The organism is Mesorhizobium sp. UC74_2 (assembly GCF_042701485.1).
GTDB lineage: Bacteria > Pseudomonadota > Alphaproteobacteria > Rhizobiales > Rhizobiaceae > Mesorhizobium.
The window spans coordinates 4,266,072-4,288,398 of record NZ_CP170562.1 but is presented as its reverse complement, the minus strand read 5'-3'; the positions used below and the strand labels follow the sequence as shown (position 1 = coordinate 4,288,398).

The following is a 22,327-nucleotide window of genomic DNA, read 5'->3' as shown; positions in this document are numbered from 1 at the left end:
GATGTCTGGAGAAATCGCCATAGAGGTCAGCGACCTCACAATGTCCTTCGGCCAGCTTACTGCCTACCGCAGCCTTGACCTTAGGGTTTCGAAAGGCCGGTTCGTGGTGCTGATCGGCCCTTCCGGCTGCGGCAAGTCCACCTTGCTGCGCAACATCGCCGACCTCCTGCAGAGCACCGGCGGCACGATCCGGGTGTTTGGCGACCGCCCGCAGGAGGTGCGCCGCCAGCGCCGCATCTCCTTCGTGTTCCAGGAGGCAACGCTGCTGCCCTGGCGCACGGCTCTGGAGAATGTCGAGATGCCGCTGCAGGTCGGCGGCTGGTCGGCACAGAGGCGGTCGCATCGCGATCCGCGCGAACTGCTGGAACTCGTCGGCTTGAAGGGACGCGAGGACGCCCAGCCCTGGCAATTGTCGGGCGGGCAGCGCCAGCGCGTGGCGATCGCGCGGGCCCTGGTGACGAAGCCGGATATCCTCCTGATGGACGAACCGTTCGGCGCACTCGACGAAATCACCCGCGACGGCCTGAACGACGAGCTCCTGCGCATCTGGCGCGAGACAGGCACAACGATCGTCTTCGTCACGCATGGGCTGTCGGAGGCAGCATTCCTCGGCCAGACGGTCGTGGTGATGGGCGCGCATCCCGGGCGGATCGTCGAGACGATCGAACTCGACGAGCACAAACCCGGCAATGGCATCGATCGCTCCTCGCCTGCTTTCTTCGACATCACATCGCGCCTGCGCGGCGTGATGGAGACGGCGCATGGGCCACGGGGGCACGCATGAGACCCTCGCTGTCATGGGCCTGGCCGGTGATCGGCCTGCTTTCGCTGATTGCGCTGTGGCAGGCGGTCATCACCGGCTTCCAGGTGCGTCCCTTCATCGCGCCAGACCCGCTCACCGTGGTCCACGCGCTGTGGGACAACCGGCGGTTGCTTTGGCAAAACATCCAGCCGACGGCGGTGGAAGCCATTGCCGGTTTCTTCGTCGGCAACGGCATCGGCTTCCTGCTGGCGACGATTTTCGTGCACAGCCGGCGCCTACGCGCCATCTATTTCCCGGTCGTCGTGCTGTTCAACACCATACCGATCATCGCGCTGTCGCCGGTGCTGATCCTCGTCTTCGGCCTGTCGATGTCGTCGAAGATCGCGATCGCCGCCATCATCTGCATGTTCCCGACGCTGGTGAACACCTTGCGCGGGCTGGAAGCGGTGTCGCATTCGGAGATGGAGCTGATGAAGATCATGTCGGCCAACCCGGTCGAGGTGTTCTTCCGCCTGCGTCTGCCGCGTTCGCTGCCCTTTGTGTTCACGGCCCTGAAGATCGCCGCCACCAGCAGCGTCATCGGCGCCATCGTCAGCGAATGGGTCGGTGCGGAGTCCGGTATCGGCATGCTGATCATCCAGTCGACCTTCGATTACCGCACCCCGCTGCTCTACGCCTCGATCATGATGTCGTCGGCGCTGGCGCTGGCGATGTTCGGGGCCGTGGTGCTGGCAGAGAAATATTTCGTCAAATGGCGGACCGCCTGATCGCGCGGCCAGGGAAACCAAGATGACCAGTCAATCCACCGAAACCGCGACAGCAAACACCGGCGACCGCCGTCGCATCAATGCGCTCGCCGCGCTCAACCTGCCCCGCTACGTGCTGTTGCCGGGCGATCCCGAGCGCGTCGACTTCATGGCTAGCCAGTGGGACGCGGCCGAGGTGATCGCCTTGCCACGCGGTTATCGGGCGGCTGCCGGCACCTACAAGGGCGTACGCATCGGCGCCGTCTCGACCATGATGGGCGCGCCGTCGCTCGACATCGTGCTTGCCGACCTGGTCAAGCTGGGCATCGATACCTTCATCCGTGTCGGTACCTGCGGCACGCTGAGAGAGGATATCGAGCCCGGGTCGCTGATCATCAACGATGCATCGGTGCGCCTCGACGGCACCAGCCACTTCTATGTCCGCAATGAATTCCCAGCCGTCGCTTCGCACGAAGTCACCTTCGCGCTGGTCGATGCTGCCGCCACGAATGGCTTCAGCCATCGCGTCGGCACCGGCGCCACGACAGGCTCCTTCATCGCCGGCCAGGGCCGGCCGGGTTTCAACGGTTATGTCGCGCCCGAGGGCGAGCGTATCCTGGAGGAGATGAAGCGGGCAGGTGTCCTCAATTTCGAGATGGAGACGGCTGCACTCCTGACGCTGGCGCGGATCTACGGCCTGCGCGCCGGCGCGATCTGCTCGGTCATCGCCAACCGCATCACCGGCGTCTGGGACGAGAGCGGTGGCGTGGCGCGTGCCTGCCTGACCGGCGCGGAAGCCATCAGGCGGCTGGCGGAGTGGGATCAAAAGGCCAGGGAGGCCGGGCGGACGGCGTTCACGGCAGCGGACGTCTAGACGAGGCCCGGCGCTGCCGGGGTTCTGCCAAGAACATTTCTGACATGGAGACGGTGATGGACACGTCTATCGCTATGCCGACCCTTATTGCCAAGAGCGTCCTGCTCGAGCCCGACCGTGTGCGCATCCTCGACCGGCGGGTCTTCCCGTTCCAGACCCGCTTCGTCGACTGCGAGACCCTGGAAGAGGTGGCGATGGCCATCGAGCAGATGGTGACCCAGAGCAGCGGCCCCTTCTTCGCCGCCAGCGCCGGCTTCGTGCTTGCCGCCAGGAAGGCGAGTTCGCTTCTGCCCGCCGCGCGCCGACAGGCGCTCGCCGATGCCGCCGCCCGCCTGTTGCGGACACGACCGACCAACAACAACATCCGTGATGTCATCGGCCTGCTGCAGGCCGAGGCCGAGGCCTGGCTGGATCGCGCCGACATGGCCGAGCGCATCGAAGCCGCCACCCGCCAGGCATGGGACCGGCAGGCGGAACTCAGCCGCAAGCTCGGTGCCAGCGCCGCCAGCCTGATCGAGGACGGCGACACCATCCTCACCCACTGCTGGGCCGAGTCGGGGCTGATCCATGCGCTCGGCAGCGCCATCAAGGCCGGGAAGTCGGTGAAGGTGATCTGCACCGAGACCAGACCCTATCTGCAGGGCGCACGGCTGACGGCACACAGCGTGGCCGAGATGGGCATCGAGACGACGGTGATCACCGATGGCATGGCGGCCCATGCCATGGACCGTGGCCTGGTCAGCCGGTTGATGACCGCAGCCGACCGCGTCACCCTGTCCGGCCATGTCATCAACAAGGTCGGCACGCTGCAGCTGGCCATCGCCGCGCATCATTTCGGCATACCGTTCATCGCCATGGTCCGCTTTCCCGATGCCAAGGCGCCGAGCCCGGAAGACGTCAGGATGGAGGAGCGCGACGGCGACGAGTTCGCTCTATTGCCTCGGCATGCGGACCGCCTCCTATCTGGCCGGGGGATGGTATCCGGCCTTCGACGTCACGCCACCGCGTCTGGTCTCGGCTGTCGCGACCTCGATCGGTGTCTTCGCGCCGGCCATGATCCTGCAGGCATTCGCAAAGCAGCCGCTGTCATGAGCGGCGACAGGTCGACCTGCTTCATCGGCGCGACCATCTGGCCGGGTGGTGATGCCGGGTTCATGCCAGGTGGCCTGCTGGTCAGGGGGACGCGCATCGTCTCCGTCCTCACCCCGGCCGAAGCGGCCTCGGCCGCACTAGGCGCCGACGAGGTCATCGACGCGGCCGGCATGATCCTGATGCCGCCTTTGGCCGACTGCCACGTCCATTCCTCCTCGACGCTCTTCAGGGGGACCGAGAATTCCCTGCCGCTCGAGCTCTGGTCGTTCCACGCCATCAACCACGGTCGCGGCTTCACCGACGAGGCGGCGCGCCTCAGCGTGCAGCTGACGGCGGTCGAACTGATCCGCAACGGCATCGGCAGCTATGTCGACCATTTCCCGCAGGCGGGCCGGGCGGCGATCGGCCTCGAAGCCCATCTCGAATCCGGCCTCAGGGTTGCTTTCGCCCCGTTCTTCGCCGACCTGCGCGACGAGGAGCTGCTGGGCATCCCGCTTGACACGGAGCTCGCGGCGCGCCTGCTGCCGCTGGCGCCGCGCCGCGCCGAAGAGATCGAAGCGCTCTATCGCGGGCTCGCCGTCCGGCTGCGGCAGCAAGGGCACGGCCGCGTCGAACTGATGTGCGGCCCCAACGCGCCGCAGCGCTGCTCGGACGATTTCTGGAAACTGTGGCAGCGGCTGCAGGACAGCCTCGGCCTCGGCAGCCACACGCATCTCCTGGAGACGTTCCCGCAGAGACAGCTCGCCGACGCCCGCTGGCGTGGCGGTCTCGTCAGGGCACTGGATGCCGCCGGCCTGCTGCACGACCGGCTGTCGGTGGCTCACGGCGTCTGGCTGACGCGCGAAGAGAAGGAACTGCTCGCCCGGCGCGGGGTGACCCTTTCCTTCAACCCGATCAGCAACGCCATGCTGGGCTCGGGGCGCAAGACCATTCGCGAAGACCTCGAACTCGGTCTCGAGGTCGCCCTCGGCACCGATTGTTCCAATGCCGGCGGCCGCCATGACCTGTTCGAGGTGATGCGGCATATGCTGGTTTCCGGACGGGATCCCGGCAGCGACTTCCGGCACTGGCCGAAACCCGGCCAGGTTCTCTATGCCGCCACCACGGCAGGCGCCGGGGTGTTCCGCAACCAGGCGGTCCGCGGCCGGCTCGAAACAGGCGCCGTCGCCGATGTGCTGATGCTCGATCCGCGTGCGCCGGGATTGGCGGTGGCTCCGGTCAGCCCCGGCTCCATCGTCGCGCATGCCGATGCGCGCAGCGTGCATTCCCTGATGGTGGACGGCAACTGGCTGCTGCGCAACGGCGCCGTCACCGTGCTCGACGAGGCCGCGCTGATCGACAGGGCCGCGGTCGTGGCCGCCGACCTGCGGGCGCTCGCCGCGGAAACCAGGCCAGCGATTGATGGGCTGCGGGCCGGCTATGCGGACTGGCAGGGCTCGGCCTTCCAGGGCGCGACCTGTTCCTGCTGCGCTGCGCGGCTCGCCTCGCGATCAATGACCCTGGCCTGACGGCCCACCAACGCCCGGAAAGATCACCATGTCCGTCGAAGCAGACAAACGCACCGAGCTGTCCCACCTCTACCGCGAGCTGGACCGCGCCGGACTGATCTTCCTGGCGGCGGGAAACATCAGCGTGCGCCACGAGCACGGCATGCTGATTTCGCCGGCGGGTGCTTCGGCGGAAACGATCAGGCCGGAAAGCTTTGTTCGAGCGGATATGGATGGACGATGCGCGGAAGGGCAGAGGCCATCGAGCGAATGGTCGATGCATGCCGCGATCTACCGTGCCTTTGCGCGCGCAGAAGCCGTGGTCCACACCCATTCCGACCATTGCGTGGCCATGGCCTGCACCAGCCAGGCGCTGCCGCCGTTCCACTACATGCTCGCGGCCTTCGGTGGCGGCGACGTGCGCTGCACCACCTATGAGACCTATGGATCGGTGGAACTCGGCCAATCCGCCGTTGCCGCGCTCGAAGGGCGCACCGCCTGCCTGCTCGGCAATCACGGCATGATCGCTTATGGCACCTCGCTGCGGAAGGCGTTCAATGCCGCATACCGCCTCGAAATCCTCTGCCGCCAGTATATCCAGGCACGGCAGGCTGGCCCCGTCACGCTCCTGAACGACGACCAGATCGCGATCGCGGCGGAGCGTTACCGGAACTACGGGTAACTTCAAGCCGCCGCCCCGGATTGCCGCATCGATGCGTCTGACACCTTTTCGGATCTGGCTCTCATGGATCTGCGAGACGGCGATGCGCATGTAGTTGCGCGGGGCGTCGCCGGTGAAGAAGCGACTGCCCGGATCGATGAGAACGCCCTCGTTTTCCAGCAGGGCGCTCAGCGCTGTCGTGTCCACGGACACCGGCACTTCGACCCAGAAGGTTGAGGCGCCCTCGCTGCCGATGATGCGGGCCGGTGTCTTCAGCTCGCCGAGTGCCGCGCTCAGCACCTCGCGCCGCCGCTGCAGGATGCCCGAAACCTTGCGCAGATAGGAGTGGTAGTAGCCACGGTCGATGAACATGGCCAGCGTGCGCTGGATGTTGCCGGGCGGATGACGGTGGATCAGGCGCCGGATGGCGCGCAAGGCCTCGATCACCGGCGGCGAGGCGACGACGAAACCGGTGCGCAATCCGGGCGCCACCGCCTTCGAAAGGCTGCCGATGTGGATCACCCGGCCTTCGCGATCCAGGCTCTTCAGCGACGGTGTCGTGCGCCCGTGGCTCAGCACTTCGGTGTCGTAGGTATCCTCGACCACGATGGTGTCACGGCGGTGCGCGATGTCGAGCAGGGCAAGCCGGCGCTCCACCGGCATCACCGCCGTCGTCGGGCATTGGTGGCCCGGCGTGATGAAGATCACGTCGCATTGCCGCAGTTCCACCGAAAGTGCCGCGCCATTCTGGTCGACCGGCAGGTGCACCCGCTTTGCCGCGGTCGAGCGGATGAGCTGTTCCATGTCGGGCAGTCCGGGCCGCTCCAGCCCGACTGTTACGCCCGGCTGGCCGAGCAGCCGCGCCACGAGATAGCGCCCTTCCTGCCCGCCGAGGGTGATCAGGATCTCGTTGGCTTCCGCCCAGATGCCATGGTTGGGCAGCACATGGCGGCGCAGGCTTTCGATGAGGCCGGCATCGTCCATGTCGACCATGTCGCGGCCCCAGTCGGCGATCTGGGTCAGGCCGAGCGCGCTGCGCTCGCATTGCCGCCAGTGGCTGGTCGGGAAGGTGCTGGGGTCGAACTGGCCGTAGCGGAAATTGTAGGAAGGAGAGGCTGGAGGTTGCGCACGGGGCAAGGGGCGTTCGAGGCCAAGGCGCCGGTACCAGTCGTAGTCCGCTTCCTTGGGTCCGCTCCGTCTTTCCGTCGCCCCCGTCTCGAAGCCGAACTGCGCGACGAAGACGCCGGAACGGTCCTTCACGACGAGATAGCCCTGTTCGACGAGGGAGTTGATGGCGGCGATCGCCGTGTTGCGGCCGATGCCGAGCGCTGCCGCCATGACACGTGTCGATGGAACCCGCACGCCTGCCGGGATCTGCCGGCTGACGATCGCGTCGACGAAGCTCTCGATCACCTGCATGGTGATGGCGCCTCGCGACGGATCGGGCCTGGCGCAGGAGATGCTCCCAGACCATGTTCGCGTCGCTCTGGCCTCTCGCCCTGATCTTCATGCCCACCCGTCACATCGGTTCCGCTGGTTCCCCGGTGGGGAAAAACTGGACCTTACCATCGTTCCTTCCCTGCGTAATGCTCCGTTGCGGGCCTCGACGGCCTCAAGCCAACGGAACGAGCGTGATCTTCGATTTCTGCATCATCGGCGCCGGCATCGTCGGTCTTTCGACAGCCATGCAATTGCAGCAGCGGTTCGAGCACGCCTCGATTGTCGTGCTGGAAAAAGAGGACGAGCCCGCCCGGCACCAGACCGGCCGCAACAGCGGCGTGATCCATGCCGGGGTCTATTATGCTCCAGGTTCGCTGAAGGCGCGGTTCTGTCGGGAAGGCAGCGCGCGGACCATGGCCTTCTGCCGCGAGAATTCCATTCCCTATGAGCAGTGCGGGAAGCTTATCGTCGCGACTTCCGGCGCTGAGCTCGCCTGGCTCGGCGATCTTGAAGCGCGCGCCCGCGCCAATGGCCTCGAGCCCGTGCGGCTGGATGCCACGCAACTGGCCGAGCGGGAACCCGACATAAGCGGATTGGGTGCGCTGCTGTTCCGCGAGACCGGCATCGTCGACTATGGCGCGGTCTGTCGCGGCATGGTCGGCCGGTTCACCGCCGCAGGTGGGGAGATCCGCTTCGCCACCGTCTGTCGAGGCTTCAAGGAGCATTCCGGCGAGGTCGAGATCAACACCGATGGCGGCACCTTGCTTGCGCGCTCCGTGATCACCTGCGCGGGCGTCCAGTCCGACCGCATGGCCCGACTGGCTGGCCTCGACATCGATTTCCGCATCGTGCCGTTCCGCGGCGATTACTTCCGGCTGCGCTCCGAACGCAATGCCATCATCCGCCACCTCATCTATCCCGTTCCCGATCCGGCATTGCCCTTTCTCGGCGTGCACCTGACCAGGATGATCGGAGGTTTCGTTACCGTCGGGCCCAATGCCGCCCTGTCATTCGCCCGCGAGGGCTATGGCCGCCTCAGTCTGAACGTCGCGGATTCGATCGACCTGGCTGCGTTCCCCGGCTTCTGGCGCGCGATCTGGAACAACCGGACATCCGCCGTTGACGAACTCCACAGTGCTCTTTCCCGCCGTCGCTACCTCGCGCTCTGCCAGAAATACTGCCCCTCGCTCACGCTTGAGGATCTCGAACCGCATCCGAGCGGCATCCGTGCCCAGGCTGTGAAGGCCGATGGCACCCTGATCCATGATTTCCTCATCGTGCAGACCGCGAGGACAACCCACGTCTGCAACGCTCCTTCGCCGGCTGCGACCGCTGCCCTGCCGATCGGTGCGTACATCGTCGACACCGTCGCAGGGAAACTGGCGCATTCGCGGTGATGCCGCCGACGATGCCGGGTGATCAGGCGGAGTGGTTCCGTTCGGGAGTGACTGTTTCCGGGCCGTCGACGTTGACGACGGTCTCGCCTTCGCCAACACGCACGAAGACGTAGTGAACGTCGTTGCCGCCCTCGATGATCTGGCAGCGATGGATCGCCCGGCGCGGGAAAAAGGCGTAATCGCCCTTGCCGATCTCGAAAAACTCCCCGCCATTCATGCCGAAATCCACCCGGATGCGACCTGACAGCATGTACATCACGCTGTCGAATTCTTCGTGGTGATGCCACTGGCTGGGCGCATCGAGTGCCGTGACATGGCATTGGCCGACCCAGAGATTGCCGGCCTCGAGCGCTTTTTTCCTGTTCTGGCCCGGCGTGATCGGACCATCGACCAGCTGGCTCGCCTTGACATATCCGATCCTCTGGAAGAGCCCCGTGCTCATGGTCGTTCCCTCCTGTATGGGAAATACGCTTCTTGAAAGAAGCCAGGCTTAGCTTAGGCTAGCCGGATGGAGACGAACGGCCAATTTCTGTCGCCAACAAGACAAGCCGAGATCCTGCCGTTCGAGACCGCCCCGCGGCCCGTGGTGGGCTTCGCCTGTGACTATCCGTCAGGCCTGTCGTCAGGGTTCCACGATCATCCGAGAGCTCAACTGCTCTATGCAATCTCCGGTGTCATGCGTGTGGAAACCCAGGCGTCGCATTACGTGGTGCCGCCAACGACGGCGTTGTTTCTGCCGGCCGGTGCTCAACACGCGGTGAGCATGGACGGGCCGGTGGCGATGCGGGAATTGTTCCTGCGGGAGGATGCCGCAACGCGGGTCGGGGTGGCGCCGAAGGTCATAGCCGTCTCCGGCCTGCTGCGGGAGGTGATCGTTGCAGCCTGCGCCGAGCCGGTGGAATGGGAGCCGCACGGCAGGGGTCATCACCTGGCGGAACTCGCCCTCGACGAGATCGCAAGATCGACACCGCTGCCACTCGGCCTGCCTCTGCCTCGGGACCCACGCCTGCGCCGGGTGGTTACGCCGCTGCGCGATCGGCCCCACGACCGGAGGAGCCTGGAGGCGTGGGCGGAGCTGGCAAACGCATCAAGCCGGACACTGGCCCGCATGTTCCGCGCCGAGACGGGGTTGAGCTTCCGGCAATGGCGACAGCAGGCTCGTCTGACCGAGGCCTTGAGTGCATTGACGATGGGTGTGCAGCCCGCGAAGGCGGCCGCCATCGCCGGCTTCGAGAGCATCCCGGCCTTCGGCGCGGCGTTTCGCGCGTTCTTTGGCATCACCCCGGGCCAGGCGCGGCTTCTTCATCCCGGAGTCGGCAGGCCGTAAGCCGCCGGCCCGGGAAGCCATTCGGCTGCCAAAGGCAAGGCCGTCAGCAAAACCATCGGCGATACGCGCCATGCTCCTGACAGAATGATGTCAGTGTGCCCCGGCTATTGTGTGCAGGTCCGATTCATCCGGTTTTGGATGCGAATGCTGTTTTGGCGTCGGACTGAACAACTGCATCGTTAGGGCCAGCGGCCGCGCTGGGGTGATCGAGATGTCTGATTTGACCGTGCCGGAGCAGCAGAAGCGCGTAGCGATCCTGTGTCCGGAATTACATGACGGCAAAAAGCCGGGGCATTTCCTCGGCTCGGAGAAATACGCCAACGCGCTGGGCAGGGCGCGTCCATCGCAGACAGTCCCGCATCTCTATGAGCGCACCGTCGAGCTCTATCTCGATATTCTGGATATGCAGGCTCATGCCGAGACCACCAGCGCTGGCCAGCTGCGTTCATTCCTGCAGGAGGCAGAGCAGGTCGTCGCGGGCCTGATCCGGAAGGAAGCCGGCTCCATCTAGCGATTGTTTGCGCACTGCGTTCTGGTTTTCGCAATCGCCCGGGTGTCGGCATCTGTTCGGCAAGTGAACAGGTGGCCGCGTCAGGGTCGCGATTTCGTACAGAGTGGGTCGCCGTGATCCATGCGCACGCAGTCCCATCCCGTTCCGAAGCCGTGGTTCACCTTCGCCTGGACCGATTGCAGGTTTGTCGCGAAATAGATCATGACGCCGACCACGCCGGTGCCAAGGGCAAAAGCGATGACCATCGCCCTTGCGTCACCCTTCCGCAACGGAGGCAGGTTGCGCCACATGGCGGTAGTTTATCCGCGATGGCGAAAGCGTCAATGAACCGGAGCGCCATTGGGGAACCTGGCGGCAAATCCGGTCGAGCGGGACTATCCTCTACCCCATATGGAAGATGTGCTGGCTAAATGTCTTCGATAGCGTCGCCGATGGCGCTGGGAGCCTAACCGGCGTTAGGCCGGCGCAGCCGCAACTGCATCCCTTGCGCCGGCCGCCATTTTCCCGATTTTAGGCCGTCGACCGTTGGACAGGGCACCCAACCTGTGATGACCCGCGCTGCCTCTGGTTCTCCCAGGCGGCGCTTTTTTGATCTCAATTTTCGGAACGACCGGCACGCTCGGAGTATAGACGCCGCCCCATCGGAGCCGTGAGCGAAGCGAATTGGCGCGAGGAGGGTCGCCTGCCGAAGCAGAACTGGCATCGAACCCTATGGTTCGCAAGGACGACCGTCCGTCGGCCGTCAGGCCGCCCCATCGGAGCCGTGAGCGAAGCGAATTGGCGTGAGATAAAAGAATGGTGCCCAGGGGCGGAATCGAACCACCGACACTGCGATTTTCAGTCGCATGCTCTACCAACTGAGCTACCTGGGCATCTTGGCGAAATCTGGAACCATGTTCCAGACCTTGCCTGCTCGCCGGGCCAAAGCCCGAAAGCGAGCGGGGTTATAGCATGAGATTCCCGCCTGTCCAGCACCGCCGTGTCGATTTCGCCGGGAAAACAATCGTTAGCCGAAAACGCCTTAAAAATCGGCGCCTTGCCGGTCTTTGCAACAGCGTTGCGGGCAGGTGTGATCAGTCCTGCGCGTCGTCCGGCGCCTTGCCTGGCGCGTTGCCCGGCAGCGCGTCTTCCGCCTCGCCGTCGTCGCCAGGGATGACATAGACGCCCTTCAGCCAGCGGTTGAGGTCGATGTCCTTGCAGCGCGTCGAGCAGAACGGATAGGTGTCGCGCGCCGAGGGCCGTCCGCATTCGGGGCAGGGCCGTTTCGGACGCAGCGGCGTCACGGTGCTGTCATTGCTTGCCATGGTTTCTCTCGCTGTGGCGCGGTTCCTGCCCGACCCATATCCGAGGACATCTGCGCCTTCGCAGACCTCCAGTTGGGGATAATGATCTAGGACAGCCCGCGTTCCGGCCAGCCGCGATGGATGTCGAAACCTTCGCCGGCCAGAAGCGCGGTGGTCTCGTAGAGCGGCAGGCCGACGATGTTGGAATAGGACCCCGACATCTTGACGACGAAGGCGCCGGCCAGTCCCTGCACGCCATAGCCGCCGGCCTTGCCGCGCCATTCGCCGGAGGCGACGTAGCGGTCGATCTCGGTACGGGGCAGGCGCTTGAAGCGCACGCGCGTTTCCACCAGCCGCTGCCGCTGCTTGCCGTCCGGGGTGATCAGGCACACACCGGTATAGACACGGTGCGACCGGCCCGACAGCAATTGCAGGCAGAAGGCAGCGTCGTCGCTGGTCTCCGCTTTCGGCAGGATGCGCCGGCCGACCGCGACCACCGTGTCTGCCGCCAGCACATAGCCGCGTTCGTCCTCGGCGTCGCCTTGCATGGAGGCAAAGGCCTTCTCGGCCTTCTCGCGGCACAGGCGCTTGGCGAGCGAGCGAGGATGCTCGGCACGCTGCGGCGTCTCGTCGATATCGGCGGGCAGGATGCGGTCGGGCTCGATGCCGGCCTGCTGCAGGAGCTCGATCCGGCGTGGCGATCCCGAGGCAAGCACGAGCTTGTGCATGGTGCTCATCGCATCTGGCCCGCTACGACAATTTACTTGAAGCGATAGGTGATGCGGCCCTTGGTCAGGTCGTAAGGCGTCATCTCGACCAGAACCTTGTCACCCGTCAGAACGCGGATGCGGTTCTTGCGCATGCGCCCAGCCGTATGGGCAATGATTTCGTGTTCGTTTTCGAGCTTCACGCGGAACATCGCATTGGGCAACAATTCCGTCACCACACCCGGAAACTCGAGGACTTCTTCCTTCGGCATTCGATACCTTTGGTTTGGATGGATTTCCGGCAGGCCGGCCGGAATTTGGCGCGGAACCTATATGATTATCGCCGCTTTGTGAACAAGCTTAATCGGCTCGAACTTTGTGGTCCGATTCCGACATTTTCACCCTCCGATACAACACCTGCGGGCAAATGTCAGAATGAAACAGCCAACGACACTTTTGTTCAGCGTTTTTCTTGCTCATCCGCGCCAGTGCAGCACGCAGACCAGCGTGAACAGCCGTCGTGCCGTGTCGAAGTCGATTTCGATCTTGCCTGCCAGCCGGTCCATCAGCGTCTGCGAGCCCTCATTGTGCAGTCCGCGCCGGCCCATGTCGATCGCCTCGATATGGCTGGGCGTCGAGGAACGGATGGCGTCGTAGTAGCTTTCGCAGATCAGGTAATAATCCTTCACGATGCGGCGGAACGGCGTCAGCGACAGGATGTGGGTGACGACGTCGGCGCCGTCCTCGCGGCTGATGGCGAAGACCAGCCGCGATTCGGCAAGCGAGAGCCTCAGCCTGTAGGGGCCGCTGCCGTCGTCATTGACCGGGCTGAACGAGTTCTCCTCGATCAGGTCGAAGATGGCCACCGCCCGTTCATGTTCCACGTCGGGGGTCGAGCGACCGATCGTTTCGTCGAGTTCGACGTCGATCAGCCTTGCGTTGTTTGGCCCGGCTCCCGACATGTCCGCCTACATGTTCAGCCGGATGGAAACGGAGCGCCCATGCGCGTCGAGCCCTTCGGCCCTGGCAAGCGCGATGGCCGCGGGCGCCAGCTGTCGCAGCTGCTCGGGCCCGAGCTTCAGCACGGACATGCGCTTGACGAAATCGAGCACCGAAAGGCCGGACGAGAAGCGTGCCGAACGCGCCGTCGGCAGCACGTGGTTGGAACCGGCGACATAGTCGCCGATCGCTTCCGGCGTGTGGCGGCCGAGGAAAACCGAGCCGGCATTGCGCAGGCCGGCAAGAAACGCTTCCGGCGCGTCGAGAGCCAGCTCGACATGTTCGGCCGCGATGCGGTTGGCCAGCGGCAGCGCGTCCTCAAGCTCATCCACCAGGATGACGGCGCCGAAGTCGCGCCAGCTCTCGGCGGCGATCGCGCCGCGCGGCAAGGTGGCGAGCTGGCGCTGCACGGCTGCTTCCACAGCCGTCGCGAAGGCGGCATCGTCGGTGATCAGGATCGACTGCGCCGAGGCGTCATGCTCGGCCTGTGCCAAAAGGTCCGCGGCGATCCAGTCGGGATCGTTCTTGCCATCGGCCACCACCAGCACCTCGGACGGGCCGGCAATCATGTCGATGCCGACGGTGCCGAACACCTGGCGCTTGGCTGCCGCCACATAGGCATTGCCGGGACCGACGATCTTGGCCACCGGGCGAATGGTTTCTGTACCATAGGCAAGGGCGGCCACAGCCTGTGCGCCGCCGACGCGGTAGATTTCGGAGACGCCGGCGAGATCGGCGGCGACCAGCACCAGCGGGCTGATGACGCCACCGGACGCGGGAACGACGATGACGATGCGTTCCACACCGGCAACCTTGGCCGGCACCGCATTCATCAGCACCGAGCTTGGATAGCTTGCCGTGCCGCCCGGCACATAAAGCCCGACCGCCTCGACCGCCGTCCAGCGCGAGCCCAGCTCGACGCCGAGCGGGTCGGTGTAGCGATCATCCTTCGGCAGCTGGCGCTGGTGGTGCGAGCGGATGCGGTCGCGGGCGAATTTCAGGGCTTCCACCGTTTCCGGATCGGCGGCGGCATAGGCCGCATCGATGTCGGCGCGGGAAACGGCAATGCCGAGCGTGCCGAGATCGGCCTTGTCGAAGCGTTGCGTGTAGTCGACCAGCGCCCTGTCGCCTTCCGCGCGGACGCGGGCGATGATGTCGCGCACCACCGCTTCCACGTCGGCCGAAACCTCGCGCTTGGTGGCCAGGAACGCGGTGAAGCGGGCTTCGAAATCCGCATCGGCAGAATTCAGTGTGACAGCCATCGCTCAGCCCCTGTGAACCGGGCGCGAGGAGGCCTGCCAGGCACCGCCGAGGTCGGCGAGACGCGCCTCGACATATTCGACTTCCAGCATGATGGTGCCGTTGCCGGCGAAGATCAGCTCGATGATGCCGGCCGGCGGCGCGATCGGGATGAAGCTGATCGCCAGCAGCGACAGCACTTCTTCCGATTTCTCGCGGGCGATGCCGCTGGTCTTCACCGCCAGCACGCGCTCGAAATGCAGCACGCTTTGCCGGCGCTCATTGTGCTTGCGGAAGAAACCGGAGCGCACTTCCCAGGCAAAGCGGTTCATCGGCACGACGAAGCGCTTCCAGGTCGGCAGATATTCGAGGTCGCCCACCTTCATGACGGCATCCTGGACATGGGCCGAAATGATGCCCAGGTCCTGCTCGTCCAGCGCCAATAACTTCAAAGCGTCCATGCGGATACCGCACCTGCGAAGGTTTTTTGTTGTCTACCTCTGTTAGGCGGGGAAGGGCGGTAAGGCAATAAGGCAGTGGGGGAATAGGGCAGTAGGGCAGTAGGGCAGTAGGGCAGTAGGGCAGTAGGGCAGTAGGGCAGTAGGGCAGTAGGGGGCATGTGTCCTGAGGACTGCCTTGCTCCCCTATTGCCCTACTCCCTTGATTCCTCAGCCGCTGATCCGCTCGATCACCGCGCCGCAGCCGGAGAGCTTGTCTTCCAGGCGCTCGAAACCGCGGTCGAGATGGTAGATGCGGTTGACGGTGGTCTCGCCTTCGGCGGCGAGGCCGGCGATGACCAGCGACACCGAGGCGCGCAGGTCGGTCGCCATCACAGGCGCGCCCTTGAGCTTCGAAACGCCTTCGACGATCGCCGTCTGGCCCGAAAGCGTGATGTGCGCGCCGAGGCGGGCGAGCTCCTGCACATGCATGAAGCGGTTCTCGAAGATCGTCTCGGTGATGCGGGACTTGCCCTTGGCCTTGGTCATCAGGCCCATGAACTGCGCCTGCAGGTCGGTCGGGAAGCCGGGGAAAGGCTCGGTGGTGACGTCGACCGGCGAGATGCCGGCGCCGTTGCGCTTGACGCGGATGCCTTCATTGGTCGGCGTGATCTCGGCGCCGGTCTGGGCGATCACGTCGAGCGCCTTCTGCAGCAGGTCGGGCTGGGCGTCCTTCAACAGCACGTCGCCGCCGGCCATGGCGACCGCCATGGCATAGGTGCCGGTTTCGATGCGGTCGGGGATGACGCGTACGTTGGCGCCGTGCAACTGGTCGACGCCGTCGATGGTGATGGTCGAGGTTCCGGCGCCGTGGATCCTGGCGCCCATGGCATTCAGGCATTCGGCGAGGTTGACGACTTCCGGCTCGCGGGCGGCGTTTTCCAGCACTGTTTCGCCGCGGGCGAGCGCGGCCGCCATCATCAGCACATGGGTGGCGCCGACGGAAACCTTCGGGAAGACGTAGCGGTTGCCCTTCAGCCGGTTCTTGGCCTTGGCAATGACATAGCCGTTGTCGACATCGATATCGGCGCCCAGCGCCTGCAGCCCGTCGATGAAGAGATCGACCGGGCGCGTGCCGATGGCGCAGCCGCCGGGCAGCGATACGCGCGCTTCGCCCATGCGGGCCAGCAGCGGGCCGATCACCCAGAACGACGCGCGCATCTTGGAGACCAGCTCATAAGGAGCGGTGGTGTCGACGATGTCGCGCGCGGTGAAGTTGATGGTGCGCGAATAGCCGCCGCCATTGCCGTTCTGGTGATCGCGCTTGCCGTTGACCGAATAGTCGACGCCGTGATTGCCGAGGATGCGGATGAGCTGCTCGACATCGGCCAGATGCGGCACGTTCTCCAGCGTCAGCGTGTCGCCGGTCATCATCGCGGCGATCATCAGGGGCAGGGCAGCGTTTTTGGCGCCAGAGATTGGGATGGTGCCGGCGAGCTCGCGGCCGCCGACGATCCTGATGCGATCCATGAAAGAGTGTCCCTCAGCCGGAAGCCGGCTTAAATCGGTTGTGTTTGGGCCGCCCTCTAAACCATTGGTCGGTCCGGTTCAAGAAATAGGATTTCGAGAAGTCGGCGCAAGAATGGCCGAGGATTGATTCTCTTATCCTTCTTTTTTCTGTTCCTTCGCTGCGGCAAGCCCGTCGGGCCTGGTATCGGCCTCGCCGGTGCGGCGCGACCTGAGCTGCGCCTTGCGCTTCTGCAGGTTCGCACGCAGGGCCTCGGCCAGCCTGGCCTTGCGGTGATCGGCCCTCGTTTCCGGCTTGGGCGATTTCGGCTCGGTCTTGTCGGTCATGGTCTCGCTTAGTCCTTAACAATGCATAACCGACATTGTGGCGCGGCCATGTCTGAGAGGCTGTCGGAAAATGCTATTGCGGGCCATTTTGAAATCGACCCGGCACAGCCCTGTCGATTTGCCGTTTTCGCTTTCCCCGATCAATTTCAAAATGGTCTCTTATAGCAACTTGCGCTTCACGATTCATTGTGGCAGAAGGCGCCGCATTCAAGATGCTGCCGTAGCTCAGTGGTAGAGCACTCCCTTGGTAAGGGAGAGGTCGAGAGTTCAATCCTCTCTGGCAGCACCATTCCTCCCAATAAAATCAACAGACCGCCTTGTCACTGCGCAGCAAGGCTGCACGGTCGTGTCAGATCCTATGGAAACCCCACGGATTGTGCGGTTTTTCGCGGAGGATTGAGACCGACAGCGACACCGATCGTTCGATGGCGTTTCGACGTTTCGCCTCTCCCGATTCAGAGTCAGCAACTGTTCGTATGAGAACAAAATAGGAACAAAATCCTTGACGGGCTCTCCGTCGCGATGGCAATCTGCCGCCATCAAACCGATGGAGAACGACAATGACCGAACCTGCGAGGGTCGCGGAGGGCGACGCTTTTTCACTGCGTCTGAACTGGCGGCAGGCTGATCGCGAGGCCGACTACGTCGCCGATGCGGACGGCTATGACGGCAGTGTCGGCCGCATCACCCTGCGTGATGCCGGCCCCCAGCAGGGCCTGTGGTTCTGGGCAATGAACGCGCATGGCACCGAGATCAGCCGCAACATCGGCAGCCTCGACGGCATCGAGAAATCGGCGCGCGCGGCCGCCCGCATGGTCGAGGGCGCCTGGTTCGCAGCGATTGCCGGATCCTCCCTTGACCGTCCGGCGCCGAAGCGGAATGCCTATGCGATGGCAAGGGCAGGGGAGTAATGTGCGGGGTAAGCGAGGCACGGGGCTGTCTTCGCGGACCTTCTCGGCGCAAGCAGCGTTGCCAGAAGAATGGAACCCGTTTGCGCCACAGTCCTTTCGCATCCAACGGGAGACCGACGATGGAAATGCGCATCAGGAAGTTTTTCGAACGCTATGCAAGCTTCTTCAACCGGGCGCTTGCCGGCACCATCGACGAGCATGAGCTGGCAGCACTCTATGCCCCGGAATTCATCGCGGCATCGCCGCGTGGGGTGATGGCCGGCCGCAACGACGAGCAGCTCAAGCGCACGCTGGCGCATGGCTACGCGGACTACCGGGAGATCGGCACGAAGGCGATGCGGATAACCGATATCCGCGTCACCCCCATCGACGAGCATCATTGCATCGCCCATGTCGCCTGGGCGGCAACCTACGCCCGCAAGGACCAATCGGACCTGTCGATCGACTTCGAGGTGCATTACCTGATGCAGACGCTGGACGGCGAGCCGAAGGTCTTCGGCTGGGTCGCCGGCGACGAGCAGGAGCTTCTGAAGAAGCACGGCATCGGCTAGGCATCTCGCGGCCGGCAAGATTGGATGAACGAAATCCACGCGCGCCGCGTTCTGTCTCCATGGAACAGCGGGCGATGATCGGGTTCGAGAGCCGCAGGGTCGAGACGGCGCAGGGCGGTGTCTTCGTGCATAAGGCCGGATCGGGGGTGCCGCTGCTTCTGCTGCATGGATTTCCGCAGACAAGCCTGATGTGGCGCGACATCGGCCCGATGCTGGCGTCGCATTTCACCGTCGTTGCCGTCGACCTGCCGGGCTATGGCGCCAGCGATTGCCCGCCTGCCGATGGGCAGGAACATGGGTCCATGTCGAAACGCGCCATGGCGACGACATTGATCGAGACGATGGCAGCGCTGGGGCACGACCGCTTCGCGGTTGCCGGTCACGACCGCGGCGGCCGGGTCGCCTATCGCATGGCACTCGACCATGCCGAGGTCGTGACCAGGCTGGCAGTGCTCGACATCATCCCCACCTTCGAGGTGTGGGACCGGGCGGATGCGCGCCTTGCCCTGGCGTTCTGGCCATTTTCATTGCTGGCACAGCCGGCGCCGCTGCCGGAACGGCTGATCGCCGCTGCTCCCGAGGCGATCGTCGACAACGCGCTGGACGAGTGGGGATCGGCGCCCGAAACCTTTCCGCGTGCTGTGCGGGAGGCCTATGCCGCGGCATTGCGAGATCCGGCGCAGATCCACGCGATCTGCGAGGAATACCGCGCTGCCGCTACCGTCGACCGCGAGCACGACCGCGCCGATCTCCAGGCCGGGCGCCAGATCGATTGCCCGCTGCTGGCGCTGTGGAGCGTGCATGGCGGCCTCGCCAGCTGGTACGAGGAAGCTGGCGGGCCGCTCGGCATCTGGCGTCGTTGGGCACGGGACGTGCGTGGCCATTCCGTCGATGGCGGTCATTTCTTTCCCGAGGAAAAGCCGGAAGCGACCGCCGGCCTGCTGCGGGAGTTCTTCGGACAAGGCAATGAAGGCGCTGCCGAACAGTTCCGCGCCTGATGCCCGGCGAGACAACGGGCGGACGGTTTGAGCGCCATCCGCCTGGAATTGCCTAGAACATCGTGTTCTGGTTGGCCGCCTTTTCCGGAACGGGCTGGATGACATCCCAGTGCTCGACGATCTTGCCGTCCTTCACGCGGAAGATGTCGACGACCGCCACGCCGCGATCCTTCGCGCTTTCGGTCGAATGGACGTGCAGGTAGACGAGGTCGCCATCGGTGGCGCTGCGCACGATCTTTGCCCGCGCTTCGGGGTTGGTCTTGAAATAGCCGGTGAAGTAGGAGACGAACGGCGCCTTGCCGTCCGGCACGTTCGGATTGTGCTGGATGTAGGACTCCGCGACGACTTCGGCGGCCTCCGCCGTCTCATGCTTGTTGAAGACGCGGTCGTAGAACTCGACCACCAGCTTGCGGTTGGCCTCCTCGACAGCGAGGTCGCGCGTCTGTGCGAAGGCCGACGACGACAGGGCCGTGCCGATGCACAGGGCAAGTGCTGCGATTTTTGGGAATGCCGTCATATCAACTCCTGCTAAAGATTGGTCTATCTTGTAGACCAATGGAGCGCTACAGGAGCCGCACAGACCCCGCAAGAAGTCAGTTTCAAGCGAACAGGTCACCGCGCAGTGACCTGTACCCTGGGAAGATGGAGCCATGAATCCTGAGAAAACCGAAGAAATCGAGTTCGATCATCCTTGCCCGATCCGCGACGTCCTCGACCGCATCGGCGATCAATGGAGCCTGCTGGTGCTGGAAGCGCTCGGCAGGAAAACCATGCGCTTCAACGAACTCGGCCGCGAGATCGATGACATTTCGCGCCAGATGCTGGCGCGCACGCTGCGGCGCCTCGAGGAAGACGGCTACATCAGCCGCGCTGTCTTCGCCGAGGTGCCGCCGCGCGTCGAATATGCGCTCACGGCTCTCGGTCGCTCCTTCCTCGATCCGCTGCAGGTCCTGACCCGATGGGCGGATGAGAACCATGGCGCCATCTGCAGGTCGCGCAAGCTCGCGCGGCTGGCTCAGGGGTAAGCCACAGATCAGTTCGCCCTGGATCGTATTGTCAGCAGGACGGTGCGACGAACATTTACTTGCTTCTCGAATTGAGATGACCCCAATCACCGTGCTAACGATCTGGTTAGGTCGGGGAGGTCGGAAGGTGTCGCGAGGGGAAAAATGTCTTGATGCCATGCGCAAAAATCCCAAGGCGGATTGGCGGATCGAAGACATAGAGTTGGTTTGCAGATGGGCTGGCGTTGAGTGTCGCAGGCCACGAAGCGGTTCTCACTATTGTGTTGCGCACCCGAGCCAATCTGCAATTTTGACCATTCCCTTCAATCGGCCTATCAAACCTCCATATATCCGATGGCTAGTGGAGTTTATTGACGAGGTGCGGTCATGAAAACTGTCGATATCCACGAATATTCGGTACACATCGGCCGCCTGCCCATATCAGAAGGTGGCGGTTTCATAGCCGTTGTACCTGATCTGCCGGGCTGTATTTCAGACGGCGAGACAGAGCACGAAGCACTAGATAATGTGCAGGGAGCGATCCAAGATTGGATCGAATGCGCTCGCTCGATGGGAAGAGAAGTCCCCAAGCCTACTCCTATGCATGCTTCTTCCACTCTTGCCGGCATGTTGCCAATTCATAATGCCGATTAGGCTATTTCAATTCGCCATTGCAGCAGACAAGCCACTTACTCTGTCGTGAACGAATAAGTCGCGCCGACACCGAAGGTGAATTGGTTACGAGAGCCCAGACAATCGAGCTGCTGGCGGTGTCGCTTACCCATGTAGTCGAAGCGCTGGTAGAGCGTGGTCGTCCACTCTTTCAACCAAGCACAGCTCTGCACTGCGACAGGCCGAGGTCCGCCTCGCCAAAGGTAGTTGGCCGGGGCCTGGACATCGGTGTTGAAGTCGTCGTCGGAGCGCAGTTCGCTAAACAGCCGCAGTTGATCTTCGATAGACCAGAATTCGGTGAAGATGCCGGTTTCCATCGCCCAGGGATCTGTATCAAGCCCTCCGAGGTGGGAGCGCAACCTCTACGATCGGCGTCGAAACAGGCGATTGTCCCATCAGACCGGCAGGTGCGGAAACAGTCCCGGCGCCGTCTCGATGACAAACTCCTTGAACAGCCGCACCGGATGGGACGTGTTGCGGTTGCTGGTGTAGACAAGCGTCAGGTCGCGACAGGGAAGGTGCCACTCCGGCATGACCTCAACCAGTTGCCGGTCGCGAAGCAGTTCGGGCCTGACGATGGGAGGCAGGTCGCCTATGCCGCCGGCCGACAGCAGCGCCGATGCGAGGCCGGCATAGTCGTTCATGGCCAGATGCGGCGAAAAAGACAGCGTGAACTGCTCGCTGTCTGCCCGCTGGACAAAGGTCCAGCGTCGCTCCAGCGATCCGAACGAGAACGTCAGCAGCCGATGCCGGGCGAGGTCGCGGGGATGTTGGGGCAGCCCGGCGCGCTCAAGATAGTCGGGGCTCGCCACCAGCTGATGCCGATATCGCAGGATCTTGCGTCCAACCAGCGCCGAATCCTTCAACTGGCCGTAGCGGAAGGCAAGGTCGATGCCTTCGACGATATGATCGACCGCCCGCTGGGTCACGAAAATCTGGACCCGTACCGCGGGAAATCTCGCCTGGAATTCCTGCACCAGCGGCACCACGAGCGTGTCGGAGATGTTTGGCGGGCATGACAGACGCAGCGCGCCCGTCACTTCCGACGCCGAACTGGAAACGATGCCCTCGACTGCGTCGTTCAGCTCGGCGCTGCGTCGGGCCTGTTCGAAGATGTCGGCGCCGATATCGGTCAGGCGCAAGGTGCGCGTGGAGCGTTCGAGCAAGCGAACGCCGAGCTGATCCTCCATTTCGGCGATGCGCCGGCTGAGCGTGGAAACCGGCATGCGCAGGCGCCGCGCAGCCTCTGAAAAGCTGTTGGCTTCAACCACCTTGGCAAACATCAGCAGCGTGTTGAGGTCGACCACGATTTTTCCATTTTTGGGAAAAGGTTTCCCTGCTTTCCTGTCTAATGGAAAAATCGGACGCGCACTA

At 63.9% G+C, this 22,327-nt stretch carries 26 protein-coding genes, 2 tRNA genes and 1 pseudogene; 14 read left to right on the top strand and 15 right to left on the bottom strand.

Annotation, left to right across the window (positions count from 1 at the left end; genetic code table 11):
* Position 1 precedes the first annotated feature (1 nt).
* From ACFJIU_RS20840 to ACFJIU_RS20820, 5 genes are read left to right on the top strand one after another with little or no spacing between them, the layout of a single operon-like run.
* Positions 2-784, top strand: a complete 783-nt coding sequence (locus ACFJIU_RS20840; protein ID WP_379063101.1) for an ABC transporter ATP-binding protein — start codon at positions 2-4, stop codon at positions 782-784.
* Positions 781-1,530, top strand: coding sequence for an ABC transporter permease (locus ACFJIU_RS20835; protein WP_379063099.1), 750 nt, complete (start codon positions 781-783; stop codon positions 1,528-1,530). The genes ACFJIU_RS20840 and ACFJIU_RS20835 overlap by 4 nt, the downstream gene beginning before the upstream one ends.
* Positions 1,531-1,552: 22 nt before the next feature.
* Entirely contained in the window at positions 1,553-2,383 is an 831-nt protein-coding gene (locus ACFJIU_RS20830; protein ID WP_379063097.1) for a nucleoside phosphorylase, read from the top strand.
* A 56-nt stretch (positions 2,384-2,439) separates the two neighbouring features.
* Positions 2,440-4,983 (top strand): amidohydrolase family protein, encoded by a 2,544-nt coding sequence (locus ACFJIU_RS20825; protein ID WP_379063095.1) that lies wholly within the window; start codon positions 2,440-2,442, stop codon positions 4,981-4,983.
* 28 nt (positions 4,984-5,011) lie between these two features.
* On the top strand, positions 5,012-5,644 hold the full coding sequence (locus ACFJIU_RS20820) for a class II aldolase/adducin family protein (RefSeq protein ID WP_379073179.1): 633 nt from the start codon (positions 5,012-5,014) through the stop codon (positions 5,642-5,644).
* A 90-nt stretch (positions 5,645-5,734) separates the two neighbouring features.
* Here ACFJIU_RS20820 and ACFJIU_RS20815 read toward each other — a convergent pair.
* Positions 5,735-7,042, bottom strand: a pseudogene (locus tag ACFJIU_RS20815) (PLP-dependent aminotransferase family protein); the annotation flags it as partial.
* A 212-nt stretch (positions 7,043-7,254) separates the two neighbouring features.
* Between ACFJIU_RS20815 and lhgO the strand changes: the two are divergent.
* Positions 7,255-8,460 carry an L-2-hydroxyglutarate oxidase gene (gene lhgO / locus ACFJIU_RS20810; protein WP_379063093.1) on the top strand — a complete coding sequence of 402 codons (1,206 nt, stop codon included), beginning with the start codon at positions 7,255-7,257 and terminating at the stop codon, positions 8,458-8,460.
* Between the two features lie 22 nt (positions 8,461-8,482).
* Here the strand turns inward: lhgO and ACFJIU_RS20805 are convergent, their stop codons facing one another.
* Positions 8,483-8,902: a cupin domain-containing protein gene (locus ACFJIU_RS20805; RefSeq protein WP_379063092.1), complete on the bottom strand. Its 420-nt coding sequence runs from the start codon at positions 8,900-8,902 to the stop codon at positions 8,483-8,485.
* Between the two features lie 66 nt (positions 8,903-8,968).
* Here ACFJIU_RS20805 and ACFJIU_RS20800 point away from each other — a divergent pair, with 66 nt between their 5' ends.
* Together ACFJIU_RS20800 and ACFJIU_RS20795 are read left to right on the top strand one after the other, a co-directional pair.
* On the top strand, positions 8,969-9,787 hold the full coding sequence (locus ACFJIU_RS20800) for a helix-turn-helix domain-containing protein (RefSeq protein WP_379063090.1): 819 nt from the start codon (positions 8,969-8,971) through the stop codon (positions 9,785-9,787).
* Positions 9,788-9,998: 211 nt separating this feature from the next.
* Complete coding sequence (locus ACFJIU_RS20795) at positions 9,999-10,298, top strand: hypothetical protein (protein ID WP_129411348.1); 300 nt, start codon at positions 9,999-10,001, stop codon at positions 10,296-10,298.
* Between the two features lie 80 nt (positions 10,299-10,378).
* On the opposite strand, the gene ACFJIU_RS20790 is transcribed toward ACFJIU_RS20795, so the two are convergent.
* The 10 genes from ACFJIU_RS20790 to ACFJIU_RS20745 form a co-directional block, all read right to left on the bottom strand.
* Positions 10,379-10,588: a hypothetical protein gene (locus tag ACFJIU_RS20790; protein WP_379063088.1), complete on the bottom strand. Its 210-nt coding sequence runs from the start codon at positions 10,586-10,588 to the stop codon at positions 10,379-10,381.
* 506 nt (positions 10,589-11,094) lie between these two features.
* Positions 11,095-11,170 (bottom strand) — tRNA-Phe (locus tag ACFJIU_RS20785).
* Between the two features lie 201 nt (positions 11,171-11,371).
* A complete protein-coding gene (gene yacG, locus ACFJIU_RS20780; RefSeq protein WP_129411346.1) occupies positions 11,372-11,602 on the bottom strand; it encodes a DNA gyrase inhibitor YacG in 231 nt (76 codons plus the stop codon).
* Between the two features lie 86 nt (positions 11,603-11,688).
* Positions 11,689-12,318 (bottom strand): Maf-like protein, encoded by a 630-nt coding sequence (locus tag ACFJIU_RS20775; RefSeq protein ID WP_379063086.1) that lies wholly within the window; start codon positions 12,316-12,318, stop codon positions 11,689-11,691.
* 23 nt (positions 12,319-12,341) lie between these two features.
* A complete protein-coding gene (gene infA, locus ACFJIU_RS20770; RefSeq protein WP_006200926.1) occupies positions 12,342-12,560 on the bottom strand; it encodes a translation initiation factor IF-1 in 219 nt (72 codons plus the stop codon).
* Positions 12,561-12,764: 204 nt separating this feature from the next.
* A complete protein-coding gene (locus ACFJIU_RS20765; protein WP_379063084.1) occupies positions 12,765-13,250 on the bottom strand; it encodes a UPF0262 family protein in 486 nt (161 codons plus the stop codon).
* A gap of 6 nt (positions 13,251-13,256) precedes the next feature.
* Complete coding sequence (gene hisD / locus ACFJIU_RS20760; protein WP_379063082.1) at positions 13,257-14,549, bottom strand: histidinol dehydrogenase; 1,293 nt, start codon at positions 14,547-14,549, stop codon at positions 13,257-13,259.
* A 3-nt stretch (positions 14,550-14,552) separates the two neighbouring features.
* Positions 14,553-14,987: a DUF2948 family protein gene (locus ACFJIU_RS20755; RefSeq protein ID WP_144379116.1), complete on the bottom strand. Its 435-nt coding sequence runs from the start codon at positions 14,985-14,987 to the stop codon at positions 14,553-14,555.
* A gap of 207 nt (positions 14,988-15,194) precedes the next feature.
* Positions 15,195-16,493 (bottom strand): UDP-N-acetylglucosamine 1-carboxyvinyltransferase, encoded by a 1,299-nt coding sequence (gene murA, locus ACFJIU_RS20750; RefSeq protein WP_379063079.1) that lies wholly within the window; start codon positions 16,491-16,493, stop codon positions 15,195-15,197.
* A 132-nt stretch (positions 16,494-16,625) separates the two neighbouring features.
* Positions 16,626-16,817 carry a hypothetical protein gene (locus ACFJIU_RS20745; RefSeq protein ID WP_129411341.1) on the bottom strand — a complete coding sequence of 64 codons (192 nt, stop codon included), beginning with the start codon at positions 16,815-16,817 and terminating at the stop codon, positions 16,626-16,628.
* Positions 16,818-17,031: 214 nt separating this feature from the next.
* Between ACFJIU_RS20745 and ACFJIU_RS20740 the strand changes: the two genes are divergently transcribed.
* The 4 genes from ACFJIU_RS20740 to ACFJIU_RS20725 all read left to right on the top strand — a co-directional run bounded on the left by ACFJIU_RS20740 (position 17,032) and on the right by ACFJIU_RS20725 (position 19,277).
* Positions 17,032-17,106, top strand: a tRNA-Thr gene (locus ACFJIU_RS20740).
* A 271-nt stretch (positions 17,107-17,377) separates the two neighbouring features.
* A complete protein-coding gene (locus tag ACFJIU_RS20735) occupies positions 17,378-17,728 on the top strand; it encodes a hypothetical protein (protein WP_379063077.1) in 351 nt (116 codons plus the stop codon).
* Positions 17,729-17,847: 119 nt separating this feature from the next.
* On the top strand, positions 17,848-18,279 hold the full coding sequence (locus ACFJIU_RS20730; RefSeq protein ID WP_379063075.1) for a nuclear transport factor 2 family protein: 432 nt from the start codon (positions 17,848-17,850) through the stop codon (positions 18,277-18,279).
* A 74-nt stretch (positions 18,280-18,353) separates the two neighbouring features.
* Complete coding sequence (locus tag ACFJIU_RS20725) at positions 18,354-19,277, top strand: alpha/beta fold hydrolase (protein ID WP_379063073.1); 924 nt, start codon at positions 18,354-18,356, stop codon at positions 19,275-19,277.
* 52 nt (positions 19,278-19,329) lie between these two features.
* Here the strand turns inward: ACFJIU_RS20725 and ACFJIU_RS20720 are convergent, their stop codons facing one another.
* Positions 19,330-19,794 carry a nuclear transport factor 2 family protein gene (locus tag ACFJIU_RS20720; protein WP_379063071.1) on the bottom strand — a complete coding sequence of 155 codons (465 nt, stop codon included), beginning with the start codon at positions 19,792-19,794 and terminating at the stop codon, positions 19,330-19,332.
* 133 nt (positions 19,795-19,927) lie between these two features.
* On the opposite strand from ACFJIU_RS20720, the gene ACFJIU_RS20715 reads away from it, so the two are divergent.
* Complete coding sequence (locus ACFJIU_RS20715) at positions 19,928-20,302, top strand: winged helix-turn-helix transcriptional regulator (protein ID WP_379063069.1); 375 nt, start codon at positions 19,928-19,930, stop codon at positions 20,300-20,302.
* A gap of 366 nt (positions 20,303-20,668) precedes the next feature.
* Positions 20,669-20,935: a type II toxin-antitoxin system HicB family antitoxin gene (locus ACFJIU_RS20710; RefSeq protein ID WP_379063067.1), complete on the top strand. Its 267-nt coding sequence runs from the start codon at positions 20,669-20,671 to the stop codon at positions 20,933-20,935.
* A 35-nt stretch (positions 20,936-20,970) separates the two neighbouring features.
* Here ACFJIU_RS20710 and ACFJIU_RS20705 read toward each other — a convergent pair whose 3' ends face one another.
* Both ACFJIU_RS20705 and ACFJIU_RS20700 read right to left on the bottom strand, forming a co-directional pair.
* On the bottom strand, positions 20,971-21,270 hold the full coding sequence (locus ACFJIU_RS20705) for a hypothetical protein (protein ID WP_379063065.1): 300 nt from the start codon (positions 21,268-21,270) through the stop codon (positions 20,971-20,973).
* Positions 21,271-21,348: 78 nt separating this feature from the next.
* Positions 21,349-22,260, bottom strand: coding sequence for a LysR family transcriptional regulator (locus tag ACFJIU_RS20700; protein WP_379063063.1), 912 nt, complete (start codon positions 22,258-22,260; stop codon positions 21,349-21,351).
* Positions 22,261-22,327: the final 67 nt, after the last annotated feature.